This is a genomic window from Paenibacillus oryziterrae (assembly GCF_042610485.1).
Classification (GTDB): domain Bacteria; phylum Bacillota; class Bacilli; order Paenibacillales; family Paenibacillaceae; genus Paenibacillus_AQ.
The window spans coordinates 15532-40991 of record NZ_JBGJZO010000033.1; the positions used below are offsets into that span (position 1 = coordinate 15532).

The following is a 25460-nucleotide window of genomic DNA, read 5'->3' on the forward strand; positions in this document are numbered from 1 at the left end:
GCCAGTTATAGATGAGCCTTTACAGCTTTCTGCCACTGAATGCGTTGAATATTACGCTCGTCCTTTTGTCGAATTAGAAGCGAAGCTATTTCAACTGGATTCGTGGAACCTAGCGTTTTCTTGCTGTAAATACTATGCTCAACATTAAAAACATCCCTCAGATTCGACTCAGAAAATCCAATTGTATATCCCTCAGCTTCGCAGATCTCCTGCAAGCACTGAATATCGGTATGCTTCGGCTGACGGTCACACTCCAGCATTTTGACGATATACCGTCCGGCGATGACCTGTGCCTTTCGATACGGTATTTTTTCCTGAAAACACAGCTGATTGGCAAGTGTAAGCCCTCCGAAGAACTCTTGCGAACAGATTTGATAGGTCCGTTCTTCTTGAAAGCGGATCTGCTCTACAACCGTCGTGAACAATTGGAACAGCAGCTTGACGTTGTCTATAAGATGAATAAAATTCTTTCCTCCCTCTTTGCTTGTTTCAACCAGGTTGGTAAAGGGGGTATTGCGCTGTGCAAGCGAGAAATCCAAATAATAAGCAGTGATATGCGCCGTATTGCCACGGATTCTTTCAAGAATAGGGAAATTTTTCTTTTGCGGCATGGCCGATGATATTCCCGCTAATTGGTCCGGTAGATCCATTAACCGGTATTCACTGCTGCCCCATGTGATAAGATCTGTAACGAATCGGCTTAATGTCACAGAAAATGTTGAAAGTTCAGCTCCAATATGCAGCATCCACTCTCTGGAGGCTACACTTACCAACGCGTGGCGGCACGAACGGGCAAAACCTAATTGGCCGGCCAGCCATTCCCGGTCCCAGGCTAATTCAAGGCCCGCCATAGCACCGGCTCCCAACGGGCATTCATTAAGCTCTTCGTATACATTCATCAGGCGGTTAACCGTCTTACCGATCCGTTCATTGACCGCCGTCCAGTAGAAGCCTGCCGTAATGATTTGTGCAGATTGATAATGCGTATAACCAGGCATCGGAAGATCGACTTGCTGCTCCGCTTGTTCCAGTACAGCATCTGCCATTGCCAGCAGTTCTCCCACCAGTCCAAGCAGTTGTTCCCTCGCAAACATGAGCTGCGCTGTTGCTTGAACATCATTGCGGCTTCGATCCGCATGCCAGGCTATGATCGGATGCGTTAAGCGGGATTCCACATACCGTTCAATGGCAAAGCAAATGTCCGACATATTTTCCTGCGGCTCCGCTGTAAGGGTATGCTTATCGATCTGTCCCAGCACCAGCAATAGTTCTTGGGCTTCTTCCTCGGTAATCAGTGAAAGTCTTTGATATTCAGATACCATCACTTTTTCAATTTGGATATAAAAAGGGAGCAGGTATTCCGACTCATAAGCAAACTGCGGCTGTAAAATGGCTTCATTTATTAAAGAATTGGGGGGCTCTTTGATCCGACCCGTCAAAACTCCAGCCGGACTTTGAATTCCGTGATTCATCCTGTCCTCTCCTTCCCGTGAAACTAGTTGGCAACGTAAATCCGGGTTTCTGAATCAAGAAGATGCGGGAGATATTCCGAAAGACCGGTCTCCAGCAAATGCAGGGCATGCTCAGTCGTTTCCGGCGAATATACTAATGGAACGCGGATATACGGCCCGTTCAGTCCGGCATAATTACTTGTCGTCGTAAGGGCAAGACCATAGGTTAACAGCATAAAATCAGCGAATTCATCAATATCGTCTACAGGAAGTTTTACTAAGAACTGTGTTCCTCCAACAGGACGGTTATACTCAAGCCGGCTCATATGTCTAAGTCTCTTTTCAATCAACTCTTTTCGAGATCGAACAATTTCGACAAGCTCCCCATTGCCCTGCTGAATTAAGCAGTAGGCCTGTAATTGCGATACACCACTAATGGATACACACTCTGCCTCACATAATCCCGACAGCCTGGATATATTGTGCGCCGTTGAGGTGATCCAGCCAATTCGCAGTCCAGGTGCTCCATAATTTTTGGACATTGAGTTAACTGTATAAAGCTGATTCCAGTCCGCTGTCACAGATAAAGGAGAACATGCCGCTCTGCCCTCAAAGGTATAAGAGTCATACAACATATCGGCCACCAGTGCGATTCCTTTGTTTTGAACAAAATGAACTAATTCTTCTAAAGAGTTCTGTGGCAGAATGGTGCCCAGCGGATTGTGCGGAGTGTTGACGTAGATGAGCTGAACATCAGATGTATACAACTCTGATAAATGTTCCACATCAATCTCCCCGCTTTGGGTAGAGGAGAAGAATATAATCTTATAACCTGCCGCTGTCAGAACATCCGCTACACTGCCCAAGACTGGTGCTTGCAAGAGAGCAACCGCTCCCGGCCGGTAGAGCGAACGGAATATAAGCGACAGCGCATGCATGGCCCCGTTGGTCACCAATAAATTTTCACGCTGAAGAGGTAGTCCGTACTTATTGTGATCCCGGTTCTGCAACGCTTCAATTAAGAAATCATAACCATTGCACGGCGCGTAATCGCGGATATACATTTCCTCCGGCTGTGCTGGATGGAGCCTTGAATCCCACTGGGGAACGTTCTCTAAAAAATAAGTAAACGAGCGTTCCGGATGCTGGGCAATGTACTGCAGGCGCTGCTGGAGCACCGTGTATGGACTGTCCTGATTCGTTATACGGATCATTTTTTCACCCTCGTCTTTTTAACAGATAGCCGATCTCAAGCCCGGTTGAATCAACATTTGGATCTGTTGTCTCTTTTGCGATAATACTTAAGCCGCAGCGTTCAAAAAGCTTGTCCCAATAGGACTCCGTCTCCAGCCTTTGTTCAGTGAAATAGTGCAACAAATAGTAAGGATTATAATAAGCGAGTGAAAGGCCATGGCGCATGATCGCCGGATCGTCGATACGGTTGTCCACTTCGATAATTATGATATTGATGTCGGGATAGCGCTCAGTGACCGTATTTAAGAACTTGGCAACACCTTCTTCGCCCTCCTGTCCGAGAATTTCATGCAGCACGAATCCAAGAACTATGAAATCCGCGTCATAATCAATGTTCTGTTCAAAAAATTCAATGGCCCCCAAATTGGATACCCAGACCCGGTCGGACAGCCCGTTTTCATGGATAAGCCGCTGTGCTTCCTGATAACCGCCGATACTCGGCTCCGTCCCCCATGCCTCAATGTAAGGGAACTGCTTGCAGAACTCCACCAAATACATCCCGTTCCCGCATCCCAGATCAAGCAGCTTGCTGCACCCGCTGTCTGCCTTCTGCATTAAACGTTTAGTAAGAGGAATGGCATCATAATGGCTGATACCGCAGGAACCTATGCCGACTTTCATGGCATCACGGGTAGCCCAGCCCGCATTCTGGTATAATTTCTCTCCAATCTGGAAAAAGGTGTTCGCATACCCGCCGATCAGCATCATATACCAAGGGCGGAAGTCAGAATATTCCCGGCCCTTTTTAGTTAACGCATAAGCATCATGCTGCTCCTCGACAATTCCTTCAATCTTCAAATATTTAAGAAATCCTTGCAGCTTGTATTCATCCATCCCCAGCTGAGATGCAATGAGTGCCAGCAATATAGGGGTCTCTTCATCCAATAAATCAAACAAACCGGTATCAAAAAGATGGTATAAGGCTACTGCCAGAACATGCTGGCGGATGGGGAGCGTAGCGTCTATTAGCCGGCCCTCCAAATCTCCGTTGAACATACGTATTACCTCCTGGACATAAGTTGTTCGGTGCTTAATGCTCTACACATGCTCTTAATCTCGGCAGCGGCAACGGCGACATTGGACTGGGACAATATTGAATAGTGATTACCAAGCATACTCACAGTTCGCAGTGGATGATGAATGAGCTGCTTCCACTCTATACTAAGTTCTAAAGCGGCATCGCCGTCGCCGTCATTAGCTGCAATAAGCAAAGCAGGTACATCTAAATGGCAATTTGGTGCGTACATGCTCTCAGCTTCACTGTTTATCCTGAAAATGTGATAAAGATGATCTACCGTTTTTTGCTCAATATCATGCGGCAGGAAGCTGTTCTCTTTAAGCCACGATAAAAGCTCTGCTGTATTCTGACAGCTCTGCAGCCACTTCAATTGATCCCGTGTCATCTCGCTTCCCAGGGTCCCTACCAAATCACGTACGAAGGATTGCAACAATCTCCCTTTAAAGTATTCGTCAGTCCGGGATATTGCGAGAGGAGCGGTGCTGTCCAGCAATATCAACAAACCGATTTGTTCATTCATCGCCTGCAGCTGACGTGCGATTTCGAAGGCAATCACACCACCGAACGACCAGCCGCCAATATAATAAGGCCCTTCAGGCTGAATGCTGCGGAGTGTGTGAATATATGAAGCCGCCATCTCTTCAACATTGGTTTGAGGCTCAACATTAACATCCAGTCCAAGCGATTGAAGAGCGTAGACATTGAATGTTTCTTTCAATTCTTCTGCCAGCAGAGCATAACAGAATGAATTTCCGCCGATGGGATGAATGAGAAACAGCGGAGTCTGCACCGATGATGAAGGTGTGAAGGCTACAACCGGCGAATTTTGCCCCACTGAATGAGTTCCTTCACGGATTAATACTGCAAGCTCCTGAATGGTTGCATGCTGTATAATCGCTGACAGCGGCAGCTCAATATCGAAATGTTTTGAAATACGGGACATCAGTCTAACTGCCGCAAGTGAATGACCGCCTAGCTGGAAGAAATGATCATCTATGCTAATTGGGGTGCGGTCTAGAATTTGCGACCATATGTGCAGCAGATCTGCTTCCACGCTGTCGCGGGGTTCAATCCATTCTCGTTCACTGTCAAAAGACTGGCCTTCCCCGAGAGCAGCAAGTGCTTTTCGATCCGCCTTGCCATTATGGTTGACTGGAACATGATCAATGAATATAAGCCGCGGGATCATATAAAATGGCAATTTCCCTTTTAGCTGCTCCCATATATCCGCCCTTCGGTCCTTTTCGGCTACCACGTAGGCAACAAGTGATAACTCCCCAATATTATTGTTCGGAGCTAAAACAATGGCTTCACGAACCCCCTCTTGATTCAAAAGTGCGTTCTCGATTTCACCAAGCTCAATGCGAACGCCCAGAATCTTAACTTGATCGTCATTGCGCCCCAAATACTCAATATTGCCATCCGGTAAATAACGCGCCAAATCTCCTGTTTTATATATGCTCCCTTCTCTTCGGAAAGGGTCCGGAATAAACCGCTCTGCGGTAAGCTCTTCGCGATTAAGATAACCGCGTCCAACCTGTACTCCGCCAATATACAGCTCACCGGGTGTTCCTACGGGGACTCTCTGTAAATGATCGTCAAGTATATACATTTGTGTGTTGGCGACAGGTCGCCCAATCGGTACTATATTCTTCAGATAGTCCCGCCGGCATTTCCAATGCGTGACATCTACAGCCGCTTCTGTAGGACCGTAAAGATTATAAAGCTGGGCATTGAAGCGGGAGAGAAATTCCTCTTGCAGCTGGTAAGGCAGAGCTTCACCGCTGCAGAATACCTGCCGGAGATTGCCGCATTCTTCAGCGGATACTTGCTCCATAAACACACTCAACATTGAAGGAACGAAATGGATCGTAGTTACCTTGTGCTCCTTAATTAAATCAGCCAAATAACGCGGTTCCTTATGTCCTCCTGCCCGCGCAATGACGAGCTTGGTTCCCACAAGGAGCGGCCAGAAAAATTCCCACACGGATACATCAAAACTGTAAGGCGTTTTTTGCAAAACAGTATCACTTGCGGTCAGCCTGTACTCTTCTTGCATCCAAAGGATTCGATTACAGATATTGCGGTGGGAGATCATGGCACCCTTGGGATTGCCCGTAGAACCGGAGGTATAGATCACATAAGCTAGACGGTCCGGGTCAAATGAGTCACATACAAACTCCTCATCTTCTGCCTCACCCAGAATGTCCTCCACGATTAGTGCGGTTGCTTGGGATGGCGGTAGTTTATTCTGCCATTTGCGCTGTGTGAGCAGAACTTCAACACCCGCGTCATTTGCCAGAAACGCCAGACGGTCTTCGGGGTATTCCGGGTCAAACGGTACGTAGGCTCCCCCTGCTTTTAACGTGCCGTACAAAGAAGCCACCATCTCCAGCGACCGTTCAAACAGCACCCCGACCCTAACCTCCGGTCCAACTCCGTGCATTTTGAGCGCATGGGCGATCTGATTGGCCCTCTTATCCAACTGCTTATAGGTCCACTCTTCTCCCTCGAAGTGCAGGGCAATGCAATCGGGTGTATTTAGAACCTGCTCTTGAAAAAGGTCATGTAGACACCGAACCGGATAATCCCTCCCGGTTTTGTTCCACATACAAAGCAAATGGTTCTCCTCTTCCGATAGAAAGCTTCTGCCTGTGTAGCTGCCGTTCTCATCCTCTGCCATTAGACTGAGCACAGCCAGGTAGTAGCCGCCTATTTGCTTGACCTGTGTATGCAAGAGCTGGCTGTTGTCCCACCTTAGATCCAAATGAAGATTGGAAGTCAAAGAATCCAGGTTGAATTCTGCCCCAAAGGTAAAGCTGGTCTCCGCGTGCGATCTTTCATCAAGAATTTCCAGGTGTGTTCTATCTTGTATTTCGTGAAGCACATGGAAATTCGTGAAGTTAAAGAACACCTCAAACAGCTCCAGTCCACCGTTATCCTGTTGAATTTGTGCAAGCGGGTAATGCCGATGTGCGAAAATATTTTGTTCAAGCTCAAACACTTCGCAGATCAGCTGGCTCCACGAGCCAGACTGCAATTTATGGCGGAGCGGCAGCGTGTTGAGAAACATCCCCAGCACACGGTCACTGCCTTGCAGCTCCGGTCTTCCATGGAACACCAGTCCCGTTGTAACATCAGTCTGATTGCACACCAGACTGAGTACGCGCAGATGGGCTGCAAGCAATACGCTCTTGATGGGAACCTGCAATCTTTGTGCAAGTCCCAGTAATCGAGGGGACAGGGCAACCGGAATATCTATAGTATCCGACTGCATGTCCGTCTCGCGGGACTTGGAGTCTTCTTGTATTCTGGGCAGCTTATTGCAATCGATGCTACCCAACTGCCGCTTCCAGAACGTCCTGCTTTCGGATGAATGGATGGCCTCCTGTTCCAAACAGATGAAATCTTTATACGTAACTGCGGGTGTTTCCGGCAAAGGCTCCTCTGCCAGTCCCATGCTTTGAAAGTACAAATTAAACAGCTCTACCTGCAGGGTCGCCACACTCCAGCCGTCCAGAATCGCATGGTGCTCTGTAATCCCCAGCTGAAAGGTCTCCTGATCCAGTTTATGAACACTGAAACGGATTAGAGGGGCTGCTTCCCAATGGAAAGGTTTACCGCGTTCCTTCTGGATAAACTGTTCAAGCAGGACCTCCTGCTCCCCGATGCTGGTTCCGCTGACATCATAGAAGGACAGCGGCACATCCACTTTTTTATGCACGATTTGCATAGGCGCACTGAAACGGGTTAGCTCGAATGAGGTTCGCAGAATAGGATGACGGGCGATCAGAGCTTCAACTGCAGACTCCCATGCCGGCTTACTGTATGGAGCCCGTATCCGAAAGGTGTGCACATTGTGATAGACGGATGTCTTTGAATTCAGTTTACTGTGATACAGCATGCCCAGTTGAGATTGCGCCATTGGAAAAATATCCTCGTACTCTTCCGGCACCTGTATTGGCTCAACCGGCCACGGAGTTGCCAATTCCTGCTTCACGACAGTCGGCACATGGACCTGAACCAAACCTCTGACCGTAGGATGTTTAAAAAGATCCTGCATATGAAAGTTCAGGCCAGCCTCACGGGCTTGGTACAAAATCTGCAGGCTGCGGATTGAATCTCCGCCTAATTCAAAATAATTGTCCGTCACTCCGACCCGGTCCAGTTGCAGTACCTTTGCCCAAATCCGGCTCATCAGCACTTCGTCCTCTGTCGCCGGCTCCACATAACGGCCAGCCCCATTGCTGTGCTCAAAATTCGGCTCCGGCAAAGAATCCACATCCACCTTTCCGTTAATCGTCAACGGAATGCCGGCAATCGTTATCACTTGTGAAACGACCATATAATCAGGAAGCTGTTGTGCCAGGAAATTGCGGACCTCTTCTGTCCCCAGCTCAGCTTCAGGCGAAGCGGGAACGACATAGCCGACCAGCCCCTGGCCGCCGCCCGGGAAGGCCTTGAGCGCAACCACGGTCCCGGCAACCTGCGGGTGTTGGAGCAATACCGCCTCAATCTCGCCAAGCTCGATTCTAAAACCGCGGATTTTCACCTGCTTATCGGCGCGTCCGCGAAATTCCAGCTCACCGTCTGGCAGCCGCCGGGCTACATCGCCCGTTTTGTACAGCCGCCGGCCCGAATCTTCACTGTATGGATGAACAATGAACCGTTCCGTGGTCAGTTCCTTTCGGTTGAGGTACCCGCGTGCTAAGCCTGCTCCCTCGACGTACATTTCACCATAGATGCCCGTAGGAACGGGTTGAAGCAGATCATCTAATATGTATACTTGCAGGTCCCGGATTGGCGTTCCAATAAGACTGCCTTTTCCTTCAATGGAATCGTTCGCTTGGATGACCCGATGTGTAACGTGGACGGTTGTTTCTGTAATCCCGTACATATTAACCAGCTTAGGATGCGAATCCCCCCGGCGTTCGAACCATGAGCGCAAAACACGGTAATCCAGTGCTTCACCGCCAAAAATAACATAACGCAAGCTCATCTCTGACTTTAACCGCTGATCCACCTGGATAACTTGCCGGAAATTTGATGGCGTTTGATTCAGTACAGTAACCTTGCGCTCAACAAGAAGCTGATAAAAAGACTCAGGGGAGCGGCATACCCAATGCGGCACAATGATCAATCGTCCACCATAGAACAATGCACCCCAGATCTCCCACACCGAAAAGTCAAATGCATACGAGTGAAATAAGGTCCAGACATCCTGTTCATCGAATCCGAATAAGGGCTCTGTTTCCGTAAATAACCTGTACACATTGGCATGCTCTATCATTACACCTTTGGGTTTACCCGTAGAACCGGAAGTATAAATGACATAGGCCAGGTTGGACGGTTCTACCTTAACTGCCAAATTGTCTGCGGGAGATAAAGACAATTCCACATAAATATTATCGAGATCAATAATCTCACAGCCATTCGAAGTGTCCTGCAATGGTGAATTCAGTGTCAGAATGAGACTTGCAGCCGCATCCTCCAGAATAAACCGGATTCTTTCCGCAGGCGCAGCGGGGTCAACAGGAACATAAGCCGCCCCGGCTTTAAGCACACCAAGAATGGCAACGATCATCTTTGCTGACCGTTCCATACAAAGAACAATCATATCTTCTGTCCGAACGCCTTTATTTCTTAAAAAATGCGCCAGGCGGTTTGCCTGTTCATTTAGTTCACGGTAGGTATAGCAGCCATCATCTGCTTCTACAGCCACCGCATCCGGCGTGCGTTCCGCTTGCTCCTCGAATCGTTTGTGAATGCATTCACACTCATTGCCATCTGCAAGCTCTTCTTGGGTATGCTGCATAAATGTCTGCCACTCGCTCTTTGATAAAAGCGATATTTGCTCCGCCGGCTGATCCGGAGCACATGCAATGCCTTCCAATAATGCAACGAAATGCTCCGCCATTCTCATTATTGTTCCTTGTTCCCATAAGTCCGCATTATACTCAAACTTGCCGTAGACTTTTCCGCTTTGTTGTCGGATATACAGAGACAAATCAAACTTTGCGGTCTCCGTAGGTGTATCAATTGAAGTAATGGAGACTCCCGGCAATGACAGTTGTTCCTGGAGACTGTCTTCGTTTATGCATTCAAATAACACTTGAATCAGCGGCAAGTGATGAACGTTTCTTTTTTCGCCGACTTCATCCACGATTTTATCAAACGGCACCTCGGCATTGGATAACATATCCAAGCAATCTGCAACGACCACGGACAGAACTTCCCGGAAGCTTTGTCCATGTTTATGCTGTGCCCTGTGCACCAACGTATTGACGAAGCAACCGATGACCTCTTCTAAACCGGGTTGATTGCGGTTGGCGTTAAGCACCCCGATGCAAAGATCATCTTGGCCGCTGTAACGATGCATGAACACTTGAAAGGCGGCCAGGTAGACCATAAAGCTTGTTGCATTCAATGTCTGCCCAATCTCATTCATTGTAGCCGTTACAGAGTCCGGGATGAGAAATTCAAAGCTCCCCCCGTGTCCGAGCTGTACTGCGTGACGCGGACGGTCAACCGGCAAATCCAGAAGAGATCGATGTCCCTTAAGCCGATTGCGCCAGTATTCAATCTGGGAACGATATCCCTCAGACTTCAACCATTCCTTCTGCCATACCGAATAATCCCCATACTGGAGTTCAGGCTCCGGCAGCCCATGGCGCTTGCCTTGGCAGAAGGCTGCATAAATGTCCTCCAACTCTGAAAACATGACGTTCATAGACCAGCCATCCGTAATAATATGATGGAATGTGAGCAGCGCAACATAATCCTCGTCATCGAACATTACTACGGACGCTCGTATAAGCGGCCCTTGCGAGAGGTCAAACGGACGAAGCGACTCTTCCTTGGCAAGTGCCAATGCCCGGGCGGATCTTGCTTGTTGCGACAGTCCCTCTTCAACATAGAGAGGTACTTCCAAAGTGCAAGCAGGTGTAACCACTTGTACAAGCTCTTCTTCCTCATATGAAAACCAAGTGCGGAAAGACTCATGCCGGCGAACAAGTTCATTTAAGCTGTTTATGAATGCCGTCACGTTGAATGGGCCAATCATTCGCATGGGGAACGAAAGATAATAGGCCGGATTGTTCGCAATGAGTTCATCTAAATACCATAATCGCTTCTGTGCATCAGAGGCAGGAAAGACGAAGCTCTCCCCCTCTTTAATCTCCCCGATCGTATTCGTTGACATCAGCCTCTTCCTTTCATTCAACTATGAAGCCGCTACTTCTTCTTTAAGCGGGGGAATTTCTTTCAGCTTTGATATTGGAGAGGCCGCTATGAACAGACCGGCAATCACCATTCCGGTTGCACCAAATGCAATAGTCAGCTGAGCACCAAACAGTTCCCCGACTAAACCGCCGAGCAAGGCGCCGATTGGAATGGATCCGAAAATGATAAAGCGCATGGATGCGTTCATGCGTCCTTGCATATGATCAGGAGTAATTGCCATGCGCAATGAACGCTGGTTGATGTTGTATATGACAACCGTTGCGGCATCCATAAATTGAACTATCATGAGAAGTCCCACGGTTACTGCTGTCGGGAGTGCTTCCGTCGTAATCACCAAGTAATAAAACACCCCGGAAGCGATCAGCATTAAGTACAACGTTCTTCCCAAGCTGAACAGTTTGGCCGCTTTTTCAGCAACGGCAGCTCCCACCATGGCTCCGACTCCGCCAACGGAGAAGATTATTCCCAGTACAAGCGGGGACAGATCCAACTCTCTGGTTACATACAGGATATAAATAGACTCCATAATAAGACCCGAAAGATTGAACAAACCGGTGGAGATCGTAATGCGGGAAAGAATCGGGTTGCCGAAGACAAATTTCAATCCTTCTTTGATATTGCCGATCACATTTTGCTGCGGATCCGGATTACTTGGCTTCTCTTCCTTTTTTCTAATAATCAGCAGCGTGAACGCCGATACAAAGAAACTGATTCCGTCGCATAACATGGCAATGGGAGGCGTAAGCAGTTGAACCAGTCCCCCGCCGATCGTTTGTCCAGAAATCTGCGAAGCGGAGTTGCTGAACTCCAGCTTGCTGTTCCCCTCTATGAGCTCATCCGTTTTAACAATAGACGGTAAATAAGACATGTAGGCAATATCAAAAATAACGGAGGCCGTTCCTACGATGAAAGACACCGTGCATAACAGTTCAAACGTCATAAAATCTTGCCAAGCCGCAATTGGGATCGTTAGCAGAGCGAACCCGCGGACCAGATCCGTAATAATCATCAGCGGCTTGCGGTAAAACTGGTCTACCCATACACCGATAAATAAGCTGAACAGAATATACGGCAGATAGCCGATAGCCGTCAGGAGTCCCATTTCAAATGCGGAGGCTTTCAGTGTAATCGCTGCGACGAGCGGAAGAGCCAGCGCTGTAACTTGTGCTCCAAACATCGAAATCGTTTGCCCTGTCCATAACTTCATAAAATCAGAATGCTTCCAAAGCCCTTTTAGCTTCATAGTATCTCTCCTCTTTTTTGCCTCTGCAGGTCAAAATGTTTTCTTGGTCCGGTCAATACGCTTAAGGGATGGTACTGTCACGGGTGAAGACTCACGGATTAGGGTATCAATCTTGGGGGCTAATTCAGAGATCGTCGGCGTTTCGAAAAACAGACGCACAGGGATGTCCACGTTTAAAGCCCTTCTCATTCGTAACGCCACTTGCGTAATCAGTAAGGAATGACCTCCCAAATGAAAGAAATTATCCCCGATTCCGATTTCTTCCCGTCCCAGCAATTGGGACCATATCTCCGCGATCTGTTTCTCGGTCTCTGTACGGGGCAGGACAATCTCGCGTTTTACTTCAATATAGTTAGGAAGGGGAAGAGCTCTTCTGTCAATTTTATAGCTTTGGTTAAGCGGAATTTTATCCATGATTACAAAAGCCGCCGGGATCATATATGCGGGCAGTAATTGTGAAAGATAGTCACGCAAATCCTTCTCCTGCACGCTATCATTCTTCAAAACCACATACGCAACCAGGTACTTGCCAATTGCCGGCTCTTCCCTGTCGATTACAATGGCTTCGCTCACTGCACGATTCATTAATAAGCTGGCTTCAATTTCACCTAATTCCACACGGAAGCCCCGGATTTTAACCTGATGATCCGCACGGCCGATGAATTCAAGATTTCCATCCGCCAACCAGCGCACTAAATCGCCTGTTTTATACATTTTGGTGCCTGGGAGAAACGGATTATCCACAAATTTCTCCGCTGTTAATACCGGGTTGTTCAAATATCCGCGTGTGACACCACTTCCTGAAATATACAGCTCACCAATAACGCCCGCAGGCACGAGGTTTCCATAGCGGTCCAGCACCCAAAACTGCTCGTTATAGAGCGGAGTCCCGATAGGAATAATATCCTTCTCATTGCCTGTGTAGAGATAGGCTGTCGAAGCGATGGTTGCTTCGGTAGGCCCGTAAGAATTGTAGACCTGAACATTCTTCAGGTTAGTAATATATTGGCTCCTAAGCACATCGCCACCAGAGATCACTAATCGGAGTTGATGCTCACGCAAATGCTGATTCAATTCGTTTACCATTAAAGCGGTCGTGCTAAGTACAGTAATTCCTTTCTCCTGAATCCATCCGGTAATATACTGCATATCCAGAAGCTCGTGCTTGTTGACTATAAACAGACTTGCCCCGGACAATAAGGTAACAAAAATTTCTTCAATGGAATTATCAAATGCAAGAGTGGCCTGCTGCACAATCCGGTCATCTGTAGTGACTTGGAATTTATCAATAAATCCGTTGATATAGCTGACCAGCTGCCGGTGCTCGATCATAACCCCTTTTGGTTTTCCCGTCGTACCGGACGTATACAATAGAACACTCAGATGTTCTGGCCCATTAATCAACGGCAGATTGGCGCTGTCTCCATTGAATAAGTGGGCGTCGCTTAAATCCCATATCTTGCCTTCAAATGAAACTTCAAGAGGCGCATCAAGATAAGTCAGCAGCAGCTTTGCTCCGCTGTCCTGCATTACCGCAGATATCCGTTCAACTGGAGTCGCCGGATCAAACGGCAGTAAGGCTCCGCCTGCTTTTTGGATTGCCAGTACACCAATGATCATTTCAAGCGATGATCTGGCGATCATGCCAATAACCGAATCCGCCTGAACCCCTTCATTTCGAAGCACGCGGGCTAACTGATTGGCTTGTTGATTAAGTTCGCGGTAAGTCATTTGCCTATTCTTATACTCAACCGCCAGTTTATCCGGTGTAAGCTCTGCCTGATGCTCAAAGTGCTGTTGGATCGTTCTATGGACCGGATATTCTCTGCGGCTGTCATTCCAGGTCACCGTTATCTTATGGCGCTCAGAGTCTGTTAAAAGCGGCAAATGGGCAATACCTGACGTCGGCTCACTGACGATCCCCTGCAGCAGCGTTTCATAATGCAATGCCATGGCAGAGATCGTCGGGGAATTAAAAATGTCAGCATTATAATTGAAATCAAGCGCAAGGCCACTTTCCGTTTCTACAGCAATGAGCGTTAAATCAAATTCTGCTTCTCCGGTGTCCATGTCCTGATTCTCGACCGTCAGACCAGAGAGCTGCAGCTCCTGTCCCGGGTTGTTCTGCATAATAAACATCACTTGAAAGATCGGTGTCCGATCCACGTCGCGTTCTACCTGCAGAATCTCCACGAGTTTCTCAAAGGGCAGATGCGGATGGGCAAATGCACCAAGCGTAGTCTCACGGACTCGGCTTAACAGCTGTAAGAAGCTCGGATTGTTGGATAGATCCGTCCGCAAGGCAAGTGTATTCACGAAGAACCCGATCAGCTGTTCAGTTTCTGCCCGTGGGCGGTTGTTTATTGGCGTGCCGACAACAATATCCTCTTGCCCCGAATAACGGAACAGCAATATTTTAAAAGCTGTCAGCAAAGTCATGAACAAGGTGGCATCTTCTTCTCTGCTTAATGCTCTCAACTGGTCTGATAAATGAGGCGGCAGCTCAACACGGTAATAGGCGCCTTTATTGCTGCGAATGGCTGGGCGTGGTTTGTCCGCCGGCAGTTGCAGGACAGGAACTTCCCCGGCAAACTTCTGCTTCCAATAAGAGGCTTGCTGCTGCAAGACATCTTCCTGCAGCCACTTGCGCTCCCATACCGCATAATCTGCATATTGAACAGGCAATGGAGCAGGCAGCACCGCGCTCCCATGCAATAATGACTGGTAGTGGGCGGAGAGCTCCTGCACTAACACGGTTTGTGACCAGCCGTCGGAAATGATGTGGTGCATGACAATTAACAGGAAGTATTCCTGTTCTCCTGTCCAATACAATTTCACCCGGATAAGCGGGCCTGCGGCTAAATCGAATGGCTGGGCCGCATCCTTATGTATTTGATTGAACAGAGCTTCTTTTTCAAACCCGTCTCTCCGGTCTTCGATTTGAACAGCCCAACGAATAGAAGGCATAATTACTTGTACAGGCTCCAGATCAATCGTCTGAAACACCGTACGCAATGATTCATGGCGCCCTATGATTTCATCAAAGCTCTGCTCCAAAGCTTGGATATTCAAAGGCCCAGTCAGCCGGTATAGCGACGGGATTATATAAGGATCGCCCTCCAGGTCCAGCTGATTGTGGAACCACACCCTCTGTTGAGCAAAAGATAAAGGGATGTCCTCCGTACGGTCGATAATTTCTATCATTTCCACCTTCCGGCTTCCACTTGTTTCAACCATGCCGATATATTCAGCTATCGATGCAATTGTGGGTCTCTCAAATAAAATATGGAACGGAATATCAATGGATAGTTGCCGGCAGATTCGCGATATAGCCTGCATGGCCAGCAAAGAATGGCCGCCCATATCAAAGAAGTTATCGAACACATATATTTGTGAAAGACCCAGCAATTCTGAGAAAATGAGCTCTAGGGTCTCCTCCAGAGAATTGCGCGGCGATACTTTCTGCAAGCTATGCGATTCGTCCGGTTTATAAGAAGCTAGAGCAATACGGTCAACTTTGCCATTGGACAGAACCGGTAGCTCACTGAGTGCCACATAATGAGTAGGCAGCATATAACCGGGGAGCTTCTTCTCAAGATAGCGTTTCAGTTCAGCCGGCAATGTCTCTTTAGACTTGGGCCATACCACATAAGCGATTAATTGCCGAGTACCTTCTTTATTCAAAAGTGTATCCACATAGCTGCTAAGCACATCCGGATGGCCCATCAGTACACTGTTGATCTCCCCAAGTTCAATGCGGTGTCCCGAAATTTTAACCTGGTCATCCATTCGCCCGAGAAATTCTATGCTTCCGTTTGGCAGCCATCTCACCATATCTCCCGATCTGTACAGTTTGCTTCCATCCGCTTTGAAGGGATTGGACAGGAATCTTTCCCGCGTCAGCTCTTCTTGCCCTTTGTATGCTGCCGCTACGCTGTCTCCCCCAATGTACAGTTCGCCGGCGACACCGATAGGCACCAGTTGCCGATGCGCATCCAGTATGTACACACTTGTATTTCCCAGCGGCCGTCCGATAGGAACAACCTGGAGCGGTGACTCAGGGTCGCATTTCCAATGCGTGGCATTAATTGTAATCTCCGTCGGACCATAGCGATTATGGAGCTCTGCATCAAGCACTTCAAAAAAGAGCTGCTGCAGCTCATAAGGCAATGCCTCACCACCTGAACTGACAACACGCAGGCTTGTGCATGCTTTTACATCCTTATGCTCTAAAAAGAGGCGCAGCAAGGACGGAATAAAATGAATCATCGTGATTCCATGACGGCATATCTCTTGAATGAGATAGTCAGGGTCCTGAACCTTCTCCGGGTCCGACAGCACAAGCTTCGCACCGGAGATTAGCGGGAGGAACATTTCCCAAACCGAAACATCAAAGCTGACCGATGCTTTTTGAAGTACACAATCGCGTTCTGTAACCCGGTAGTTTTCTTTCATCCATGTCAATCGGTTGATAACATTCCGATGGGTAACGACAACTCCCTTGGGCTTCCCTGTTGAACCGGATGTATACATGATGTATAAAGGTTCGTTAGTCCGGATGGTATTGTATATTTCTTTGTTCAAAATTTCATTTCCCGTCGACATTGTCTGCTCATAGCACACGACGTTTATTGCAAGGCCGGTATACTCTTTTCTCCGCTTAAGGGTAGTAAGAAGGATGTCGATGTTCGCATCTTCCGCTATGTACCGGATACGCTCAACGGGCAGAGAAGGGTCCAGCGGGACATAAGCAGCTCCGTTCTTGATAATAGCCAACAAGGCAACCACCATTTCCAGAGAGCGGTCAACCAATAAACCAATGTTGGTCCCCGGCCTCATTCCTGCTTCATATAAATAGTTGGCACAGCGGCTGACCTGTTCATCCAATTCCCGGTAAGTTAACGAGCACTCTCCAAACACTGCCGCCTCCGCATCCGGTGTTCTTGCAACCTGGTCTTTGAATAAGCCATATACCGTTGCATCTCGCGGATAGTCCATGGCCGTGCTGTTCCATTCGAACAATAGCTGATGCTGCTCCTCTCCTGTCAACAGCGGAAGATTGGATACCGAATGCATTGGATTGGAAATACTTTCTTTTATCAGCATCTTGAAATGATCGACCATACGTTCAATGGTGCCGCGCTCAAAAAGATCACTGCTATAGTTGAAGGTTCCTGTCAGCCCCGAATCCCCTTCTTGCATGCCGAGCATCAGGTCAAACTTGGTCGACTTCAGATCCACCTCTACCTGCTCAAACTCCAGTCCATCCAAAGTAATCTTATTGTCCTGCGCACCCTGCAAAGTAAACAAGATCTGGAATAGCACGGAATGACTGAGCGAACGTTGCGGTTTGATTTCCTCAACCAGCTTTTCAAAAGGAACTTCCTGATTCGCAAAAGCTTCCAGAGCGGTATGCTTCACACGCTGCAAAAGCTCCAAAAAGTTGAGATCGCCGGATAGATCGGTACGCATGACCAGCGTGTTGACAAAGAAACCGATTAAATTCTCTGTTTCAACTGCATTTCTGTTGGCTACTGGCGAGCCCACAAGGATATCCTCTTGGCCGGAATAGCGGAAGAGCAAAGTTTTGAAGGCAGCCAGCAAAAACATGTAGAGGGATACGTTTTCCCGGCGGCATATTTCTGCAATTCCCTCACTCAGCTTTGGATCGAGCTGGAAGCGTACCTCCTCTCCCCGGAAGGTTTGCACGGGCGGTCTTTGACGGTCAGCCGGAAGTTGGATTACGGGCAGGTCTCCGCCTAATTGCTTTTTCCAGTACGCCAATGAACGTTCAAATTGCTGGTCACCGCTCACAAACTCTTTTTGCCACATAGCATAATCGCTGTACTGAATAGGCAGTTCTTTAAGTTCAGGCTTATTGCCCTGGGACAAGGCGGCGATACAAGCCGTCAACTCGCTAAAAAGCACACTGTCCGACCAGCCGTCGGACACAATATGATGCATGCTAAGCAAGAAAATACTGAGTGAATCCTCCAAGCGGAATAAAGATGCTCTAAGCAGCGGACCTTCGCATAGATCAAACGGCATCTGTGCATGCTCCATTAACAGCTCTTGCACTTTGACTTCGCGTTCCCCTTTGGGCATAGCCCGCAGATCCGTTTCATGACAGGGTACCGGCTGGGCTTGGGACACTCTTTGATAGAGCTCATCATCCCTCATCTCAAACCTTGCGCGCAGCACATCATGACGTCTGTAAATTTCATCAATGCTCAGCCGGAGAACCGCGGCATCCAATCGGCCATGAATTTTAAATATATAGGGGATGTTATAGGCTGAGGTTCCCGGATGTAACTGGTTCAGAATCCACAGCTGTTTCTGCTGAAACGATGCAGGAGCCAGCTCCGTCTTGTCATGGCGCTTAATCGATGGCCGTGCCTTACGTCCACGGAGCATCTTTTCCAGCAAAGCTTGCTTGCTTGAATCTAACCCTTCAGGTTTGATAGACATGTGTTTTCCTCCTTTACTCGATGCATAACATCGCATTCACTTCTTCTTCTGACATGCTTGCAACCATTTCGAAGACCCGCTGCTCTACTTCTTTGGCCATCTCTTGCACAGTCGGTTTCTCAAATATCAGCCGCAAAGGCAGATTTATCATAAATTGCTCCCGTATACGGGAAATGACTTGAAAAGCCAGCAAAGAATGCCCGCCGAGATCAAAGAAGTTATCCATTGTACCGATACTGTTGATCTTCAGCAATTCCTTCCAGATTATGACCAGCGCTTCTTCAACCGGACCTTCGGGTTCGCAAACCTCAGTACTTGTATAGTGGTGTTGGCTATCCACTTTGGGAAGTTTTTTACGATCCACTTTGCCGTTAGAATTCAAAGGCATTTGCTCAATGATCATTACAAAAGATGGAACCATGTAATCCGGCAGCGTTGCTCTTAGCATTAGACGAAGCTCTTCGGTATCCAATTCCTTCTGCGGTTCCAGCGCTACAATATAGGCGACCAGCCGCTTGATGCTCGCCAGGTCCTCCTGTATCAGAACAACGGCTTCCTTGACATTGTGATGGCTGAGCAAAACCGACTCGATCTCACCAAGCTCTACCCGCATACCCCGGATCTTCACTTGACTGTCTGTCCGTCCTATAAACTTAATGGCACCGTCCGGGAGCCGGTAGCCCAAATCTCCTGTCTTATACATTCGTTCACCCGGCACCGCAGGATCTGGCACAAATACATCCTTAGTACGCTCCGGTTCATTTATATAGCCCTTAGCCAGCCCGATCCCGGCTAAATAAAGTTCGCCTGTAACTCCGATTGGAACGTGCTGCAGATTGGCATCCAGCACGTAACAACGATTATTATCAATCGGTTTCCCGACACAGACGATTCCATCTTCTCTTGCATCCTGCTCTGAGCAGGTATGAATGGTCGAGTCAATCGACACTTCAGTTGCCCCCCAGGTGTTATTCAGGCTTCCCGGCATCTTCTCGAAAAAGCGTTTGACCGTGGTTGAATTCAACGCTTCCCCCGAAGAAATTGTACTTCTCAATTTATGCAGCTGAGTTCGGTCTTCAGGCGTAAGCTCATCCAATACCAAATTCAACATGCTAGGAACAAATTGGATATGAACAGCCTCGTAGCGGATCGCTGCTTCAATTATTGCTCTCGGATCCAGGTGGGCGTCCGGTTCAATGAATGCAACACGCCCCCCCGTCATTAACGGCCACAACAGCTCCACTGCCGAGTCGTCGAAGGTAAATGTGGTTTTCTGCAGAACAGTTTCTCCGGGCTGCAATTGAAACCGGTTCTGCATCCAGCACATCCGGTTAACCCATCCCTCGTGAAGATTCACTACCCCTTTGGGTTTGCCTGTTGAACCTGAGGTGTAGTACACAGATACCCTATTCTGCGGGAAGATCTGCACTTTCGGATTTTCTTTCGATTCCTGCGCAATTTCTCCCCACTCCGTATCCAGCGAGATCAGCAAAGTGCCTTCCTCCGGCAGCCGGTTTCTAAGGGCATTTTGCGTTAAACAGACAGTGGCCGACGCATCGGAGATAATTTGTTGAAGCCGCATAGCAGGCGCTTCCGGATCAAGCGGTAGGAAAGCTCCTCCTGCTTTAAGCACTCCATACACGGCAATGATCAATTCCAATGAACGCTGGATGCATACTCCTACAACACAATCCGGACCGATGCCTCTTTGGATCAGATAGCGGGCCAATTGATTCGCACGATGTTCCAGCTCCAGATAGCTTATGGCCTGTCCCTGATAAACAGCCGCAGTCAGATGCGGTGTCTTCTGAACCTGCTCATGAATGAAGTCCTGGATCAAACGCTCTGACGGCAATTTCACTTGATTGTCATTCCACTTCTCCAAGAGGACCTGTTCATTAGGTGAAACAAGCGGAAGTTTGCCGATTGCAAGAGCCGGCTCTGAAACAATTCCTTTCAGGAGAGTAATAAAGTTATCGTGCAGACGTTCAATCGTCTCTCTTTTAAAAAGCCCCGTATTATATTCGAGAATTCCATCCAGCCCGCCGGATTTGGTCTCCGTTAAAAATAAAGTCATATCAAACCGAGAAGTATTAGCGTTCACATCAATCTTTGATACCATCAGGTTGCTTAAAGCCAGTCTCTCTTCAAGTTTATTTTGAAAAGCAAACATGACCTGAACCAGCGGTGAAAAGGCTAAATTTCGCTGCACTTGCAATTTTCGGACAAGATGGTCAAATGGAACATCCTGGTTATTGTAGGCGTTAAGGCTGTATTCTTTAATCTGCTGCAAGTATTGCTCAAATGAAGCGTCACCGGCGAACGTACTGCGCATGGCGATTGTATTCACAAAAAAACCAATCATCCGTTCAAGCCCGGGAACTGTACGGTTGGCAATCGGAGAACCCGTTAGAATACTCTGCTGCCCGGAGTAGCGGTGGAGCAAAATATTGTATGCAGACAAAAGCACCATATACATCGATGCATCGTTGCGTTTGCCTAACCGTTCAAGACACGCAGCTAATTCTGCGTCCAAAGTGAAGTACAAGCGATCACCTTCATAGGTTTGGATCGGTGGCCTTGGATAATCTGTCGGGAGCTGCAGAACCGGAAGTTCACCGGAGAGCTCCTCTTCCCAGAAAGCCATCTGCTTAGGCAGAATAGCAGGTTCCATCCACTCGCGCTGCCACACGGCAAAATCCGCATAATGAAATGGAAGCTCATCCATGGCAGAGGCGTTTTTCTTAAGCATCATGTCATAGATCACGCCGAGCTCTTCCAGAAACACAACACCTGACCAAGCATCCGTTATAATGTGATGCATATTTACATAAAGTACATGCTCATCGGCTGCCAAGTGAAAGATGAATGCTCTCATCAGCAAAGGTCTGCCCAGATCAAAAGGCTGTTTGGATTCCTCTGTCATTCTTGCCTGCAGAACGCACTCAAGGTCTAGAACCGGCACTTCGGATAAATCAACCAGTGGAATATCCAGTTGGGCTGCCGGGGCAATCTTCTGAACCGGACGTCCATCCTCCAGGTCAAAGTAGGTGCGAAGGGATTCATGGCGCTTCACCACCTCTTGAATCGCTTTGTCCAGAACCTGAATATTCAAGTCTCCTCTTATTCTGTAAGCTATAGGTTCATTGTAAGCCGGACCCGTTGAATCCATTTGTTGAAGGAACCACAATCTTTCCTGGGCATAAGACAATGGCAGAGCGCTGCTACGGCTTACTCGTTGGATGCCCTGCTGCTCCAAATCCTGATCCGCCTGGCTGTAACTTCTTTCCTGGAAGCGGGCTGCCAAGCCAGCTGCATTTTTAAATTCGAATAAAACACTCAACGAAAGATGCGGGTCTACGGTGGAACGCAAGCGTGTCATGACTTGAGTAGCGGTTATCGAATCGCCGCCAAGTTCAAAAAAATCATCGAATATGCCCGCATGCTCTATGTTCAGCACATCGGCAAAAATTCCGCAAAGATAAGTTTCCATCTCGTTTCTGGGCGGCATATAATCTGTGTCTAAATCACGATTGTAACTATTGGGGATTGGCAATGCCTTACGGTCGAGCTTATCATTTCGGTTAAGAGGCATTTCATCAAGAAATAAAATTGCGTGGGGTACCATATATAGAGGCAAGTGTGCAACAAGGTAATTCCTCAGATCGCTTTTCGAAAGTGTCTGTTGATTGTGCAGAACGACATAGGCAACCAATCGTTTAACACCAGGTACATCTTCCCGCAGAACTACGGCGGCCTCCTTGACTTCTTCAACCTTTAAGAGCCGCGCCTCAATTTCACCGATCTCGACAAGAATACCGCGGACTTTTACCGTATTGTCACTGCGGCCAAGAAATTTAAGGGAGCCGTCTTCCCGAAAGTATCCTCTATCGAAAGTCTTGTACATGCGGTCTCCCGGCACAAACGGATCCAGCATAAATGCCTTTGCCGTACGCTCAGGATCATTCAGATATCCCCGCGATACGCCTACTCCAGCGATGTAAATATCTCCGTGCACTCCCGTATCGACCGGATTTAATTCCTCATCGAGCACATACACGCGGTTGTTGTCAAACGGCTTGCCAATGCAAACGGCGCCCTCTTCCTCCAAATCAGCTTCTGAGCAGATATGTATGGTTGAATCGACAGATACCTCCGTTGCCCCCCAAGTGTTGTAAAGCGTACCCGGCATTTTCTTATAAAAACGCCTTACTGTATCCGCACTTAGAGACTCTCCTCCCGCCATAACATATCGCAGCTTCAACAACTGCTTCCATTCCCCGTCTTCCATGATGTCGAGCAGACGGTTCAACATGCTTGGAACGATCATCAGCAGGCATGATTCATAACGGCTAAGCGCCTCCAGAATAGATTCCGGGTCACGGTGCAAGCCAGGCTCAATAAGCGCAACACGCCCCCCCGCCGTCAAAGGCCAGAACAGTTCAACAACGGAGTCGTCGAAGGTTAATGTGGTTTTTTGAAGTACGGTCTCCCCTGGATGCAGTCCGAAGATCCGCTGCAGAGAGTTCATCTTGTTGACCCAGCCCTTGTGAATATTAGCCACACCTTTGGGTCTGCCCGTGGAGCCGGATGTGTAGTAGATAGATACAATGTGATCCGGCGTGACTCCAGAATTATGATTATAAGACGGATACGTGCGCAACGCTTCGATAATATCCTCAAGAATAAGGATTGTTCCGGCACTATCAGGAATGCTGTCTTTAAAAACAGCATGTGCAATACAAAGCGGCTGCTGTGCCTCCTGCATAATCTGCTGAATACGCATATGGGGAGCTTCAACGTCTATGGGTACATAGGCACCACCCGATTTAAGAATTGCAAGTACTGCGACTACCATATCAATGGAGCGGTTCAGCATCATTGCAACGGGTACATCAGGGCCCACACCAAAGCTCTGCAAGTAATGGGCAAGCTGATTGGCACGCTCATTTAGTTCCCGATACGTTATCTGCCCCGTGCCATTTACTACCGCAACTTCATCCGGCCGCTGCTCTGCCTGAATTTCAAATAGCTGATGAAGGCATAGATTAGGAAATGAGATTGCTGTATTGTTCCAATCCATCATGCGATTAATCAGTTGACTTGGTTCCAATTGATTCTGCCTCCTAAAATGTGGTGCTTCATGCAAGAGAATGTATGCTCTTCATGTATACTACATCATTCAATAAATTTATTATTTTTCCATATTGCGGGTTGCAGTAGCACTGAGAGGATTGTATTGTTATTTGAGCACTGATTCTTAACCCGTTTGATAAGAATGTTTATATGTAAGAATTATGAGGGTGACAATGGACTCGGCATAGCCCACATAAATAAAAGAGGAACGACATGGATGTCATTCCTTTAATATGGAAGAGCGGTATTCCGTTTACTTAATGTATTCTGCGATCAAATTATCAATGCTGAAAGGGCAGCTCAAGTACAATAATTAGTGCCGGTACAAGAACCAATACGTTAATTGCATATTTTTTAAATAATTTCATCGATATACCTCCATTAATAAAATGAGTAATTATTAACAATATATACTATTTTTCGATTTCCTGAATTTCTCATAATTATGCTATAATTGTAGATAACTGCTATAAATCATTTGGTTTCTTACGATATCCATTTGAATTATAAGAATTCTTATAGGGATTTGATAACCGTGCAAAACAGACTTGGGGAAGTTCTGGCGGAGTTGCGTAAGGAAAAAAAGTTATCTCAACGGGCGTTGGCTGAAGGGATCTGCACACAAGCTCTCATCAGTCAGATTGAAAAAGGCAAACATCTCCCTTCCATCGAGATATGCTATCAATTAAGCCAGAGGTTGAATGTATCACTGGACTACTTGATAGATAGCAGCAGGTACCTGAACTACACATATATCCGGGAGCTTCACCATCAGATTAAAAAATTTCTGCGGGAGAGGAATTACGAAGAGATCTACTCTATCGTAAAGATTGAGAAAACCAGCCCCAATTACAAAGATTCAAACTTCAAACAATTTATTTTGTGGCAGGAAGGCATATGCACTTATTATCTGAAGAGTGACTACGCCCATAGTATCGATTTGCTAAATAAAGCAATGGAGTTGAAGCATACGTCGGATCTCCATTCTGAACGAGAAGTTGAAATTCTGCATAGTATCGGCATCATTCACGGCGAAGAAAAAAACAATGAATTGGCTCTGAAATTTTTTGAACGGGCAAAGAAACAATTAAGTAATATTACATACCTGCAAAACTCGACCATCGCTTTGAAAATCCGCTACAGCACAGCCATAATATTGACCAGAATGAGAGAATATTCGTTATCGCTTAATCATTGCGAAGAAGCAATCAAGTTGTGTTCTGAACTGGAAACCTCTTATTTATTGGGGGAATTGTATTATCACAAAGGCTATAACCTGGAGCTGCTGTCCATGTATGACGATGCTGTCGTCGAATATGAGAGATCCATTCAATTCTTCACCTTCCAAAATAATTCATCCTTTCTCAAATATACCGTTGATCGAATAAATGATATTAAGAACAAAATGTATGAACATACGTATTAAGAGTGACAGATTGTATTTTCACAAAATGATTTAATACAAAAATCCGCTGAGCCATATCTTCATCAAAGAAAAACTGTCTCTTAAAATAATTTATTACGTTCTGATATGGCTCCGATGCTTTTTGCCTTTTTCATAAACAATCGAGTAGGAGGGGGCGGCGAGCCCCCGACCTCTCACACCACCGTACGTACCGTTCGGTATACGGCGGTTCATGGAATATTC

At 47.4% G+C, this 25460-nt stretch carries 8 protein-coding genes; 1 reads left to right on the plus strand and 7 read right to left on the minus strand.

Going from position 1 to position 25460, the window contains the following annotated elements; translation table 11 throughout:
* Positions 1–5 precede the first annotated feature (5 nt).
* From ACAN55_RS22145 to ACAN55_RS22175, 7 genes are read right to left on the minus strand one after another with little or no spacing between them, the layout of a single operon-like run.
* Positions 6–1472, minus strand: a complete 1467-nt coding sequence (locus ACAN55_RS22145) for an argininosuccinate lyase (RefSeq protein WP_379138122.1) — start codon at positions 1470–1472, stop codon at positions 6–8.
* A 23-nt stretch (positions 1473–1495) separates the two neighbouring features.
* Positions 1496–2665, minus strand: coding sequence for a beta-methylarginine biosynthesis bifunctional aminotransferase (locus tag ACAN55_RS22150; RefSeq protein ID WP_379138126.1), 1170 nt, complete (start codon positions 2663–2665; stop codon positions 1496–1498).
* A gap of 4 nt (positions 2666–2669) precedes the next feature.
* Complete coding sequence (locus ACAN55_RS22155; RefSeq protein WP_379138129.1) at positions 2670–3701, minus strand: 2-ketoarginine methyltransferase; 1032 nt, start codon at positions 3699–3701, stop codon at positions 2670–2672.
* Between the two features lie 5 nt (positions 3702–3706).
* Positions 3707–10924, minus strand: a complete 7218-nt coding sequence (locus ACAN55_RS22160) for an amino acid adenylation domain-containing protein (protein ID WP_379138132.1) — start codon at positions 10922–10924, stop codon at positions 3707–3709.
* A 21-nt stretch (positions 10925–10945) separates the two neighbouring features.
* The gene (locus ACAN55_RS22165; RefSeq protein WP_379138134.1) at positions 10946–12208 is read right to left on the minus strand and encodes an MFS transporter; all 1263 of its coding nucleotides are present in this window, start codon (positions 12206–12208) and stop codon (positions 10946–10948) included.
* Between the two features lie 30 nt (positions 12209–12238).
* Complete coding sequence (locus ACAN55_RS22170; protein WP_379138137.1) at positions 12239–18676, minus strand: amino acid adenylation domain-containing protein; 6438 nt, start codon at positions 18674–18676, stop codon at positions 12239–12241.
* Between the two features lie 13 nt (positions 18677–18689).
* Positions 18690–23789 carry an amino acid adenylation domain-containing protein gene (locus tag ACAN55_RS22175; RefSeq protein WP_379138140.1) on the minus strand — a complete coding sequence of 1700 codons (5100 nt, stop codon included), beginning with the start codon at positions 23787–23789 and terminating at the stop codon, positions 18690–18692.
* 558 nt (positions 23790–24347) lie between these two features.
* Here ACAN55_RS22175 and ACAN55_RS22180 point away from each other — a divergent pair.
* Positions 24348–25238: a helix-turn-helix domain-containing protein gene (locus ACAN55_RS22180; RefSeq protein WP_379138143.1), complete on the plus strand. Its 891-nt coding sequence runs from the start codon at positions 24348–24350 to the stop codon at positions 25236–25238.
* Positions 25239–25460 lie beyond the last annotated feature (222 nt).

Excerpts from the sequence above, each read along its gene's own strand:
- ACAN55_RS22145 (WP_379138122.1), bottom strand. The coding sequence starts at position 1,472 with ATGAATCACGGAATTCAAAGTCCGGCTGGAGTTTTGACGGGTCGGATC.
- ACAN55_RS22150 (WP_379138126.1), bottom strand. The coding sequence starts at position 2,665 with ATGATCCGTATAACGAATCAGGACAGTCCATACACGGTGCTCCAGCAG.
- ACAN55_RS22155 (WP_379138129.1), bottom strand. The coding sequence starts at position 3,701 with ATGTTCAACGGAGATTTGGAGGGCCGGCTAATAGACGCTACGCTCCCC.
- ACAN55_RS22160 (WP_379138132.1), bottom strand. The coding sequence starts at position 10,924 with ATGTCAACGAATACGATCGGGGAGATTAAAGAGGGGGAGAGCTTCGTC.
- ACAN55_RS22165 (WP_379138134.1), bottom strand. The coding sequence starts at position 12,208 with ATGAAGCTAAAAGGGCTTTGGAAGCATTCTGATTTTATGAAGTTATGG.
- ACAN55_RS22170 (WP_379138137.1), bottom strand. The coding sequence starts at position 18,676 with ATGTCTATCAAACCTGAAGGGTTAGATTCAAGCAAGCAAGCTTTGCTG.